The organism is Pseudomonas gingeri (genome assembly GCF_013386165.1).
Lineage (GTDB): Bacteria > Pseudomonadota > Gammaproteobacteria > Pseudomonadales > Pseudomonadaceae > Aquipseudomonas > Aquipseudomonas gingeri_C.
This window is the reverse complement of the sequence record NZ_JACAOS010000016.1, coordinates 1-11,166: the sequence shown is the minus strand read 5'-3', so window position 1 is coordinate 11,166 and position 11,166 is coordinate 1. Positions and strand designations below refer to the sequence as shown.

Sequence of the window (11,166 nt, the reverse complement as noted above, 5' to 3'; positions counted from 1 at the left end):
CGATTCGCGTCACGTGTTATTCGGTTTCCAGATCGATATCGATGCCGAGGGAACGAATTTCCTTGATCAACACGTTGAAGGACTCGGGCATGCCCGGCTCCATACGGTGATCGCCGTCCACGATGTTTTTGTACATCTTGGTCCGACCGTTCACATCGTCCGACTTCACTGTGAGCATTTCTTGCAGAGTGTATGCCGCGCCGTAAGCTTCCAGCGCCCAGACCTCCATCTCCCCGAAACGCTGACCACCGAACTGCGCCTTACCACCCAGCGGCTGCTGGGTAACCAGGCTGTACGAACCGGTAGAACGAGCGTGCATCTTGTCGTCTACCAAGTGGTTCAGCTTCAGCATGTACATGTAGCCAACGGTAACCGGACGCTCGAACTTGTTGCCGGTACGACCATCGAACAGTTGCATCTGGCCGCTTTCCGGCAGGTCTGCCAGTTTCAGCATGGCCTTGATTTCAACTTCCTTGGCACCGTCGAACACTGGGGTGGCCATTGGCACACCAGCTTTGAGGTTGTGCGCCAAGTCGAGGATTTCCTGGTCGGAGAAGCTGTCCAGGTCCTCGTTACGACCGCCGATCTCGTTGTAGATCTCGTGCAGGAACTTACGCAGGTCAGCGACCTTGCGTTGCTCCTCGATCATACGGTTGATCTTCTCGCCCAGACCTTTGGCCGCGAGGCCCAGGTGGGTTTCGAGGATCTGACCAACGTTCATACGCGAAGGTACGCCCAGCGGGTTGAGGACGACGTCGACCGGGGTGCCATAGGCATCGTGCGGCATGTCTTCAACCGGCATGATCACGGAGACCACACCCTTGTTACCGTGACGACCGGCCATCTTGTCGCCTGGCTGGATGCGACGACGGATTGCCAGGTAGACCTTGACGATCTTCAGTACGCCCGGAGCCAGGTCATCGCCTTGCTGCAGCTTGCGCTTCTTGTCTTCGAACTTGTCGTCCAGCAGACGGCGACGATCAACGATGTAGGCCTGGGCCTTCTCGAGTTGCTCGTTCAGCGCGTCTTCAGCCATGCGCAGTTTGAACCACTGGCCGTGCTCAAGACCATCGAGCACTTCGTCGGTGATTTCCTGACCTTTCTTCAGGCCAGCACCACCTTCGGCCTTGTGGCCAACCAGCGCGGAGCGCAGACGTTCGAAGGTCGCGCCTTCAACGATGCGGAACTCTTCGTTGAGGTCCTTGCGGATCTCGTCGAGCTGGCTCTTCTCGATGGACAGCGCGCGGGTGTCGCGCTCGACGCCATCACGGGTGAAGACCTGTACGTCGATGACGGTGCCCTTGGTACCGGTCGGTACACGCAGGGAGGTGTCTTTGACGTCGCTGGCCTTCTCACCGAAGATCGCACGCAGCAGTTTTTCTTCCGGAGTCAGTTGGGTCTCGCCTTTCGGAGTGACCTTGCCGACCAGGATGTCGCCCGGGCCGACTTCGGCACCGACGTAGACGATACCGGCTTCGTCCAGTTTGTTCAGTGCAGCTTCACCCACGTTCGGGATGTCTGCAGTGATTTCCTCTGGCCCAAGCTTGGTGTCACGCGCCACACAGGTCAGTTCCTGGATGTGGATCGTGGTGAAACGGTCTTCCTGAACAACGCGTTCCGACAGGCAGATGGAGTCTTCGAAGTTGAAGCCGTTCCATGCCATGAAGGCGATGCGCATGTTCTGACCCAGCGCCAGCTCACCCATGTCGGTGGACGGGCCGTCGGCCATGATGTCGCTACGCTGAACGCGATCACCCTTGCGCACCAGCGGACGCTGGTTGATGCAGGTGTTCTGGTTCGAGCGGGTGTATTTGGTCAGGTTGTAGATGTCGACACCGGCTTCGCCAGTTTCAACTTCGTCATCGGCAACACGAACCACGATACGGCTGGCATCGACGGAGTCGATCACGCCGCCACGACGAGCCACGACGCAAACGCCGGAGTCACGGGCAACGTTGCGCTCCATGCCGGTACCTACCAGCGGCTTGTCGGCACGCAGGGTCGGTACAGCCTGACGCTGCATGTTGGAACCCATCAACGCACGGTTGGCGTCGTCGTGCTCGAGGAACGGGATCAGCGACGCTGCAACCGAAACAACCTGCTTCGGCGAAACGTCCATCAGGGTGACGTCTTCCGGCGCCTTGACGGTGAACTCGTTCAGGTGACGTACGGCCACCAGCTCGTCGATCAGCACTTTCTGCTCGTTCATGGTCGCCGAAGCCTGGGCGATCACGTGATCGGCCTCTTCAATGGCGGACAGGAACACGATCTCGTCGGTGACCAGGGCGTCTTTCACCACACGGTACGGGCTCTCGAGGAAGCCGTACTGGTTGGTGCGCGCATAGGCGGCCAGGGAGTTGATCAGACCGATGTTCGGACCTTCCGGCGTTTCGATCGGGCAAACACGACCGTAGTGCGTCGGGTGTACGTCACGGACTTCAAAGCCTGCGCGTTCACGGGTCAGACCACCAGGGCCGAGTGCGGAGACACGACGCTTGTGGGTGATCTCGGACAGCGGGTTGTTCTGGTCCATGAACTGCGACAGCTGGCTGGAACCGAAGAACTCTTTCACCGCCGCAGCCACTGGCTTGGCGTTGATCAGGTCTTGCGGCATCAGGCCTTCGCTTTCAGCCATCGACAGACGTTCCTTGACCGCACGCTCAACGCGTACCAGGCCAACACGGAACTGGTTCTCGGCCATTTCGCCTACGCAGCGAACACGACGGTTACCCAGGTGGTCGATGTCATCGACGATGCCTTTGCCGTTACGGATGTCGACCAGGGTCTTGAGGACCGCGACGATATCGTCCTTGTTCAGTACGCCCGAACCTTCGATCTCGGTACGACCGATACGACGGTTGAACTTCATCCGGCCGACCGCAGACAGGTCATAGCGCTCAGGGCTGAAGAACAGGTTGTTGAACAGGGTTTCGGCGGCATCCTTGGTCGGCGGCTCACCAGGACGCATCATGCGATAGATCTCGACCAGCGCTTCCAGTTGGTTGCTGGTGGAGTCGATCTTCAGCGTGTCGGAGATGAACGGACCGCAGTCGATGTCGTTGGTGTACAGCGTTTCGATGCGAACAACCTGGGCCTTGGCGATTTTCGCCAGGATCTCGGTGTTCAGCTCGGTGTTGCATTCAGCCAGGATTTCGCCGGTAGCCGGGTGCACGATGACCTTGGCGGTCGTGCGGCCCAGGACGTAGTCCAGAGGCACGTCCAGCTCTTTGATCGCGGCCTTTTCCAGCTGGTTGATGTGGCGAGCGGTAATACGACGACCCTGCTCGACAATCACTTTGCCTTTGTCATCGAGGATATCGAGGACGGCGATTTCACCGCGCAGACGCTGAGGCACCAGTTCCAGGCTCAGGGTTTCGCCCTTCACGTGGAAAACGTTGGTGGTGTAGAACGCGTCCAGCACTTCTTCGGTGGCGTAACCCAGTGCGCGCAGCAGCACGGAAGCCGGCAGCTTGCGACGACGGTCGATACGCACGAAGACGCAGTCTTTCGGGTCGAACTCGAAGTCCAACCACGAACCGCGGTAAGGAATGATCCGCGCGGAGTACAGCAGTTTGCCGGAGCTGTGCGTCTTGCCGCGGTCGTGGTCGAAGAACACGCCCGGCGAACGGTGCAGCTGGGAAACGATCACACGCTCGGTACCGTTGATAACGAAGGTACCGTTTTCAGTCATCAGGGGGATTTCACCCATGTAGACTTCTTGCTCTTTGATGTCCTTGATCGCTTTGTTCGACGATTCTTTGTCGAAAATGATCAGGCGCACTTTCACCCGCAGCGGAACCGCATAGGTCACGCCGCGCAATACGCATTCCTTGACATCGAAGGCCGGTTCGCCCAAACGATAGCCAACGTACTCCAGAGCAGCGTTGCCGGAGTAGCTGATGATCGGGAAAACGGATTTGAAGGCCGCATGCAGACCGACGTCACGGAACTGGTCCTTGGTCGCGCCCGCCTGCAAGAATTCGCGATACGAATCCAGCTGGATAGCCAAGAGGTACGGTACGTCCATGACGTCCGGCAACTTGCTAAAGTCCTTGCGGATACGTTTTTTCTCAGTATATGAGTAAGCCATCAGCGTTCCCCAGCTTGGTCACCTGCTTGTTTGGCCTCTCCCGACGGGAGCAGCCAGAAAATCGTGCAGACCCCATGGTCTGCGCCACCGCATCGGGTGGTTGAAGCACGTTAGAGGCGCCGGCCGAGCCGGCTGCCAATAACGGAAAAAGGCCGGTGGCAAGAGCCACCAGCCATCAGCCTGTCGCTTAACGCTCGGGCTGGAGACGCAAAGTCAAAGCTTACTTCAGCTCGACTTTAGCGCCAGCTTCTTCCAGTGTTGCTTTGGCTTTGTCAGCTGCGTCTTTGGCAACAGCTTCCAGAACCAGCGCAGGAGCGCCGTCAACTACAGCCTTGGCTTCTTTCAGGCCCAGACCGGTCAGTTCACGTACTGCCTTGATCACGTTAACTTTCTTCTCGCCAGCTTCCAGCAGCATGACGTTGAATTCAGTTTGCTCTTCAACAACAGCGGCAGCAGCAGCAGGACCTGCCGAAGCAGCAGCAGCGGTCACGCCGAATTTTTCTTCGAAAGCTTTGATCAGCTCAACAACCTGCAGAACCGACATTTCAGCTACGGCGTTGAGGATATCTTCTTGGGAGATAGACATTACTGTATTTCCTGAATTGGGGGACGGCCTACGCGACCATCGAAATAAACAAAAATACGCGAAAAGAAGTGCTCAGCCTTAGGCTGCAACGGCTTCTTTCTGGTCGCGAATAGCCGCCAGAGTACGAGCCAACTTGCTGGTAGCGCCTTGAATCACGCTCATCAGCTGGGAGATTGCTTCGTCACGGGTCGGCAAGGTTGCCAGTACGTCGATCTGATTTGCTGCGAGGAACTTGCCCTCGAACGCAGCTGCCTTGATCTCGAACTTGTCCTGACCCTTTGCGAACTCTTTGAACAGACGAGCAGCAGCGCCCGGGTGTTCCTTGGAGAAAGCAATCAGGGTCGGGCCTTTGAACACGTCGTTGAGGACCGAGTACTCGGTGCCTTCAACAGCGCGCTTGAGCAGGGTGTTACGTACGACACGTACGTATACGCCAGCTTCGCGGGCCTCTTTACGGAGTCCGGTCATCGCGCCTACTGTTACGCCACGGGCATCAGCCACGACAGCGGACAGAGCGACTTTGGCAGCCTCGTTGACTTCAGCGACGATGGCCTTCTTGTCTTCGAGTTTAATTGCCACGGGTTTAACTCCTGCTTGTTACCGTTTCATCTGGCCGAAGCCGGATGTCGTTTTGGTGTCTGATTCGGTAAGGAACCGGGAGCACCATCTGCGTAGGCTTGAGGTTTAAGACTTGCGCCGCCTACGGTCTTGGATAGCCCCCGCCAGGCAGGGACCCCAATTTTTTTCGATTGGCGCAATCGCTTGCGCCAATACGCGTCTTACGCTTCCAGGGAGCTCTGGTCGATGACCAGGCCTGGACCCATGGTGGTGCTCAGGGTAACGCGCTTGACGTAGATACCTTTCGAGGAAGCTGGCTTGATACGCTTCAGGTCAGCGATCAGGGCTTCAACGTTTTCCTTCAGCTTGACGGCATCGAAGCCGATCTTGCCAACGGAGGTGTGGATGATACCGTTCTTGTCGGTGCGATAACGGACCTGACCAGCCTTGGCGTTTTTCACCGCGGTGGCGACGTCTGGCGTTACGGTGCCGACTTTCGGGTTAGGCATCAGACCACGTGGACCGAGGATCTGACCCAGTTGACCTACAACACGCATTGCGTCCGGGGAAGCAATAACGACGTCATAGTTCAGGTCGCCGCCTTTCATTTCGGCAGCCAGGTCGTCCATACCAACGCGATCGGCGCCGGCAGCCAGAGCAGCTTCAGCAGCTGGACCCTGGGTGAACACGGCAACGCGAACGGTCTTGCCAGTGCCGTGTGGCAGCACGGTAGCGCTACGTACGACCTGGTCGGATTTACGTGGGTCAACGCCCAGGTTTACAGCAACGTCAAACGACTCGCTGAACTTGACAGTCGACAGCTCAGCCAGCAGAGCGGCGGCTTCTACAAAGTTGTAGGCCTTGCCTGCTTCGATTTTGCCGGCGATAGCCTTTTGGCGCTTGGTCAGCTTAGCCATTACACACCCTCCACGTTAAGGCCCATGCTACGAGCAGAGCCGGCGATGGTACGCACGGCTGCATCCATATCAGCTGCAGTCAGATCCGCGTTTTTGGTTTTCGCGATTTCTTCCAGCTGAGCACGGGTCACGGTGCCAACCTTAACGGTGTTAGGACGAGCGGAACCGCTAGTCAGACCAGCAGCTTTCTTCAACAGAACCGAAGCCGGGGTCGACTTGGTTTCGAAAGTGAAGCTACGGTCGCTGTATACAGTGATGATCACTGGAGTCGGCAGACCTGGCTCAAGACCCTGAGTACGGGCGTTGAAGGCCTTGCAGAATTCCATGATGTTCACGCCGTGCTGACCCAGAGCTGGACCGACGGGTGGGCTAGGGTTGGCCTGAGCGGCCTTCACTTGCAGCTTGATGTAAGCGGTAATCTTCTTGGCCATGAGGCACTCCAATTACGGGTTCGAACGCCTCGAAAGGCTCCCCGGTTACTTGCGCGTTTATCCCAGTGACGACAAAACCCCACAGCCTTGGACTGTGGGGTTGGGATGCTTGTTCAGCTAGACCTTTTCGACCTGGCTAAACTCCAACTCTACCGGAGTAGAGCGTCCGAAAATGAGCACGGCCACCTGGATGCGGCTCTTTTCGTAGTTGACCTCTTCGACGGTGCCGTTGAAATCAGCGAACGGACCATCGGTAACACGCACGACTTCACCTGGCTCGAAGAGCGTCTTCGGCTTCGGCTTGTCGCTGCCATCAGCGACACGACGCAGAATCGCTTCTGCTTCTTTGTCGGTGATCGGTGCAGGCTTGTCGGCGGTACCGCCGATGAAACCCATCACCCGAGGTGTGTCCTTGACCAAGTGCCAAGTACCCTCGTTCATATCCATCTGCACCAGCACGTAGCCAGGGAAGAATTTACGCTCACTCTTGCGCTTCTGGCCGTTACGCATTTCCACTACTTCTTCAGTAGGGACCAGAATTTCGCCGAAGCCATCTTCCATGCCTGCCAGCTTCACACGCTCGACCAACGAGCGCATAACATGCTTCTCGTAACCCGAGTAAGCATGCACAACGTACCAACGCTTAGCCACGGGACACCCTTAGCCTACAATCGAGGAAACAAGCCAGCCGAGCAGGGAATCGAGCCCCCACAACAGCAACGCCATTACCAGAACAACAGCCACCACGATCAGCGTGGTCTGCGTGGTTTCTTGGCGAGTCGGCCATACGACTTTACGAATCTCGGTACGAGCTTCCTTTGCCAGTACGAAGAACGACTTGCCTTTCGCGGTCTGCAGGCCTACAAAGGCAGCTACAGCAGCGATGACAAGCAGAGCCAGTACGCGGTACAGGATCGGCGAACCATGATAGTACTGGTTGCCAACAACACCAATCACCACCAAAGCGACTACGACGAGCCACTTGAGAAGATCGAAGCGAGAGCCTTGGGCTTCAACGTTGGAGGTCATCTAAGAGGATCCTGTGAAAAGAAAGCCAGACACACCGAGTGAATCTGGCAGGTCAGGAGGGAATCGAACCCCCAACCTACGGTTTTGGAGACCGTCGCTCTGCCAATTGAGCTACTGACCTAAAACTTGAATCAGGCCGACCATTATGTCGACCTGAGAGAGGCATTTCAACTACTTATTCGATTACTTTCGCAACAACACCCGCGCCGACGGTGCGACCGCCCTCACGAATCGCGAAACGCAAGCCATCTTCCATTGCAATGGTCTTGATCAGGGTGACAACCATCTGAATGTTGTCGCCTGGCATGACCATCTCAACGCCTTCCGGCAGCTCGCAGTTACCGGTCACGTCAGTCGTACGGAAGTAGAACTGTGGACGATAACCCTTGAAGAACGGCGTATGACGACCGCCCTCTTCCTTGCTCAGAACGTAAACTTCTGCAGTGAACTTGGTGTGCGGCTTGACCGACCCCGGCTTGACCAGAACCTGGCCCCGCTCAACGTCATCACGCTTGGTGCCGCGCAGCAGAACGCCGCAGTTTTCACCTGCACGACCTTCGTCGAGCAGTTTACGAAACATTTCAACGCCAGTGCAGGTGGTGACAGCAGTGTCACGCAGACCTACGATTTCCAGCGGATCTTGAACTCGAACAATACCGCGCTCGATACGACCAGTCACAACAGTGCCTCGACCCGAGATCGAGAATACGTCTTCGATCGGCATCAGGAACGGCTTGTCGATTGCGCGCTCAGGCTGGGGAATGTAGCTATCCAGAGTCTCTACGAGCTTCTTGACAGCCGAAGTACCCATGCCGTTCTCGTCATTACCTTCCAGCGCCATACGGGCGGAACCGATAATGATTGGAGTGTCGTCACCCGGGAAATCGTAAGTGCTCAGCAAATCGCGCACTTCCATCTCAACCAGTTCCAGCAGCTCAGCGTCGTCTACCAGGTCAGCCTTGTTCAGGAAAACCACGATGTACGGAACGCCTACCTGGCGGGACAACAGGATGTGCTCACGGGTTTGCGGCATCGGACCATCAGCGGCCGAGCAAACCAGAATTGCGCCATCCATCTGCGCAGCACCGGTGATCATGTTTTTTACGTAGTCGGCGTGACCTGGGCAGTCAACGTGTGCGTAGTGACGCACGGCCGAATCGTATTCAACGTGAGCGGTGTTGATGGTGATACCGCGAGCTTTCTCTTCCGGGGCGCTATCGATTTTGTCGAAGTCAACCTTGGCCGAACCGAACACTTCGGAACAAACGCGGGTCAGAGCGGCAGTCAGGGTGGTTTTACCGTGGTCGACGTGACCAATAGTACCCACATTGACGTGCGGCTTGTTACGTTCGAACTTTTCCTTAGCCATCGAAATCACCCTTAGGAGAAGAATTAAGCAAGCTACATCAGCCATTAAAACAAAGGCAGATATTTGCATATCTGCCTTGTTGTTATGGAGCTCTTGAGCGGATTTGAACCGCTGACCTCACCCTTACCAAGGGTGTGCTCTACCAACTGAGCTACAAGAGCGAAACACGGTGCACAAACAGCAAACTTGGAGCGGGTAGCGGGAATCGAACCCGCATCATCAGCTTGGAAGGCTGAGGTTCTACCACTAAACTATACCCGCGGAGCTTGCAGCTCACGCTTAAATATGGTGGAGGGGGAAGGATTCGAACCTTCGAAGTCGTAGACGTCAGATTTACAGTCTGATCCCTTTGGCCGCTCGGGAACCCCTCCTAAGCGAGCCGACATTTTACACCATGTCGACCTTCTGTCAAGCATTTTTCTCATTTAAATTATGAGGTTAGCTGCGTTGACCCGCTTCGTAGCCAGTCCCTCAAGAGGTGTTCACTGCGAAGCGGGCGCCATTCTATTCAAACTATTCGACAGTTGCAATGCCTTCGCACGGCATTATTTTATGTTTTAACTCATTGAATTCTTTAGCAAGGTTCTGCAGCAGGGCATCGTCCAGCAAATGCTGGCTTTCGGGAGCGATCCGAACCCAATACCCCGCCGAATCCGGCACATTCACCTGGCCGGCCCGCGCCTTGATATTGCTGCCCTGGAGGCGCTGCACGATGGACTGCGCCAGATCCTGGCGAGCCACGGCGCCCAGATAGACACAATCACCCTCGCGCTCCGGCGCCGCCGAGACTGCGCGACGCCCGCCGGCGCCATCCGATTCGCTCAGCAGCTGGATATCCTGGTGAGCGCTGCGGTACAGCGAGAGAGGAGCGACTTCCTTGGCCCTCAGGGGCGCTTCCTGCTGGTGCCAGACGTAATAGACACCATTGAGCACCAGCAACAACAGAAACAACCAACGCATAGGAACCTCAATCGAACAGACACGCCATCAACAAGCCAATCAATACCAGGTCGGGCACTCGATGCGCCCAGCCCTTGCTAAACCTCGAACTCATGCATCGTCGCGCAAGCGCAGGCTGAGTTCGCCACCACTGAAGACCTTTTCAACGCCATCCACCTGCAAGCGCAAGGCTCCCTGCTGATCGATCCCCAGCACAATCCCTTCGACCTGACTCACCCCGGCGACCAGGGCAACCTTGCGCCCCTGCCAGAGATGGTTCTGCTCCCACTCGGCCTGGATCGCGGCGAAACCGGAGGACTGATGCCACTCCAGGTAAAAGCGCAGCTTTTCCCCCAGGCTAGCGATCAGTTGGTTGCGATCGATCGAGCGACCGGTTTCCAGGCGGGCCGATGTCCATAGCTGGTCCACCTGCTCGGCCACCTGCATATTGACGTTGATCCCCACCCCCAGCACGACATGACAGACATCCGCCGGATCACCAACCAGCTCGAGCAGGATGCCGGCGATCTTCTTGTTGTCGACCAGAACGTCGTTTGGCCACTTCAACCCCGCCCGGGCGATGCCCAGCTCACGCAATGCGCTCAAAACGGCCAGGCCAACCACCAGACTCAGGCCTTCCAACTGGCGCATGCCGCCTTCGATCCTGAGCAACAGACTGTAATAGATGTTTTCCGCGAACGGACTGACCCACTGCCGCCCCCTACGCCCTCGCCCCGCGGTCTGTCGCTCCGAAGTGACGATAAAGGGGGCAACCGCGCCCCTCTCTACCAGGCGCAGTGCCTCGGCATTGGTTGAGTCGATGCTGTGGTAGACGTGAACAGGCCATGGGGTCGAAGGCGCTGCAGCCGCTATCTCCTGCTCGCTCAGCAGCACCAGCGGATTGGCCAGCTGGTAACCCCGACCACGGACTTTATGGATAACCAGCCCGAACTCAGCCTCCAACTGTTGGAGCTGCTTCCAGACAGCGCTGCGACTGACACCCAACGCCGCCCCCAGCGCTTGTCCGGAGTGGAATCGACCATCTTTGAGGAGTTTCAACAACGTCAGCATGCAGGTCTCGACTCACAATGAGGTTGGCATGATAGCCATGAGGGCAGCTACAAGCTACAAGCTACAAGCGGCAAGCCAGGCACGACGATAGCCTTGCGGTGTACACACCGATTTGTAGGAGCGAGCTTGCTCGCGATGGAGCCCTTGAACCTTGCGGTGCTCTCCCTGCCGCTATC

At 57.1% G+C, this 11,166-nt stretch carries 10 protein-coding genes and 4 tRNA genes; all 14 read right to left on the bottom strand.

All coding sequences use genetic code 11. The features are described from left to right. Nucleotides 1-16: 16 nt before the first annotated feature. The 14 genes from rpoB to birA all read right to left on the bottom strand — a co-directional run bounded on the left by rpoB (nucleotide 17) and on the right by birA (nucleotide 10,990). The gene (gene rpoB / locus HX866_RS16335; protein ID WP_177095587.1) at nucleotides 17-4,090 is read right to left on the bottom strand and encodes a DNA-directed RNA polymerase subunit beta; all 4,074 of its coding nucleotides are present in this window, start codon (nucleotides 4,088-4,090) and stop codon (nucleotides 17-19) included. Nucleotides 4,091-4,310: 220 nt separating this feature from the next. Then, a complete protein-coding gene (gene rplL / locus HX866_RS16330; protein WP_177095584.1) occupies nucleotides 4,311-4,676 on the bottom strand; it encodes a 50S ribosomal protein L7/L12 in 366 nt (121 codons plus the stop codon). 78 nt (nucleotides 4,677-4,754) lie between these two features. Then, entirely contained in the window at nucleotides 4,755-5,255 is a 501-nt protein-coding gene (gene rplJ / locus HX866_RS16325) for a 50S ribosomal protein L10 (RefSeq protein WP_177095582.1), read from the bottom strand. A 200-nt stretch (nucleotides 5,256-5,455) separates the two neighbouring features. Continuing rightward, nucleotides 5,456-6,151 carry a 50S ribosomal protein L1 gene (gene rplA, locus HX866_RS16320; protein WP_177095580.1) on the bottom strand — a complete coding sequence of 232 codons (696 nt, stop codon included), beginning with the start codon at nucleotides 6,149-6,151 and terminating at the stop codon, nucleotides 5,456-5,458. Then, nucleotides 6,151-6,582 carry a 50S ribosomal protein L11 gene (rplK, locus tag HX866_RS16315; RefSeq protein WP_003176435.1) on the bottom strand — a complete coding sequence of 144 codons (432 nt, stop codon included), beginning with the start codon at nucleotides 6,580-6,582 and terminating at the stop codon, nucleotides 6,151-6,153. Before rplK ends, rplA begins: the two co-directional genes overlap by 1 nt. A gap of 117 nt (nucleotides 6,583-6,699) precedes the next feature. Next, nucleotides 6,700-7,233, bottom strand: a complete 534-nt coding sequence (gene nusG, locus HX866_RS16310) for a transcription termination/antitermination protein NusG (RefSeq protein ID WP_003186097.1) — start codon at nucleotides 7,231-7,233, stop codon at nucleotides 6,700-6,702. Nucleotides 7,234-7,242: 9 nt separating this feature from the next. Continuing rightward, nucleotides 7,243-7,611 carry a preprotein translocase subunit SecE gene (secE, locus tag HX866_RS16305; RefSeq protein WP_177095578.1) on the bottom strand — a complete coding sequence of 123 codons (369 nt, stop codon included), beginning with the start codon at nucleotides 7,609-7,611 and terminating at the stop codon, nucleotides 7,243-7,245. 45 nt (nucleotides 7,612-7,656) lie between these two features. Next, nucleotides 7,657-7,732 (bottom strand) — tRNA-Trp (locus tag HX866_RS16300). A 54-nt stretch (nucleotides 7,733-7,786) separates the two neighbouring features. Then, nucleotides 7,787-8,980, bottom strand: coding sequence for an elongation factor Tu (tuf, locus tag HX866_RS16295; RefSeq protein WP_177095576.1), 1,194 nt, complete (start codon nucleotides 8,978-8,980; stop codon nucleotides 7,787-7,789). An 85-nt stretch (nucleotides 8,981-9,065) separates the two neighbouring features. Then, nucleotides 9,066-9,141 (bottom strand) — tRNA-Thr (locus HX866_RS16290). Nucleotides 9,142-9,167: 26 nt separating this feature from the next. After that, nucleotides 9,168-9,241 (bottom strand) — tRNA-Gly (locus tag HX866_RS16285). 25 nt (nucleotides 9,242-9,266) lie between these two features. Beyond that, nucleotides 9,267-9,351 (bottom strand) — tRNA-Tyr (locus tag HX866_RS16280). Nucleotides 9,352-9,493: 142 nt separating this feature from the next. Further along, nucleotides 9,494-9,940 (bottom strand): SPOR domain-containing protein, encoded by a 447-nt coding sequence (locus tag HX866_RS16275; protein ID WP_177095574.1) that lies wholly within the window; start codon nucleotides 9,938-9,940, stop codon nucleotides 9,494-9,496. 90 nt (nucleotides 9,941-10,030) lie between these two features. Continuing rightward, the gene (birA, locus tag HX866_RS16270) at nucleotides 10,031-10,990 is read right to left on the bottom strand and encodes a bifunctional biotin--[acetyl-CoA-carboxylase] ligase/biotin operon repressor BirA (protein WP_177140111.1); all 960 of its coding nucleotides are present in this window, start codon (nucleotides 10,988-10,990) and stop codon (nucleotides 10,031-10,033) included. Between the last annotated feature and the right edge of the window lie 176 nt (nucleotides 10,991-11,166).

Excerpts from the sequence above, each read along its gene's own strand:
- rpoB (WP_177095587.1), bottom strand. The coding sequence starts at position 4,090 with ATGGCTTACTCATATACTGAGAAAAAACGTATCCGCAAGGACTTTAGC.
- rplL (WP_177095584.1), bottom strand. The coding sequence starts at position 4,676 with ATGTCTATCTCCCAAGAAGATATCCTCAACGCCGTAGCTGAAATGTCG.
- rplA (WP_177095580.1), bottom strand. The coding sequence starts at position 6,151 with ATGGCTAAGCTGACCAAGCGCCAAAAGGCTATCGCCGGCAAAATCGAA.
- rplK (WP_003176435.1), bottom strand. The coding sequence starts at position 6,582 with ATGGCCAAGAAGATTACCGCTTACATCAAGCTGCAAGTGAAGGCCGCT.
- secE (WP_177095578.1), bottom strand. The coding sequence starts at position 7,611 with ATGACCTCCAACGTTGAAGCCCAAGGCTCTCGCTTCGATCTTCTCAAG.
- tuf (WP_177095576.1), bottom strand. The coding sequence starts at position 8,980 with ATGGCTAAGGAAAAGTTCGAACGTAACAAGCCGCACGTCAATGTGGGT.
- HX866_RS16275 (WP_177095574.1), bottom strand. The coding sequence starts at position 9,940 with ATGCGTTGGTTGTTTCTGTTGTTGCTGGTGCTCAATGGTGTCTATTAC.
- birA (WP_177140111.1), bottom strand. The coding sequence starts at position 10,990 with ATGCTGACGTTGTTGAAACTCCTCAAAGATGGTCGATTCCACTCCGGA.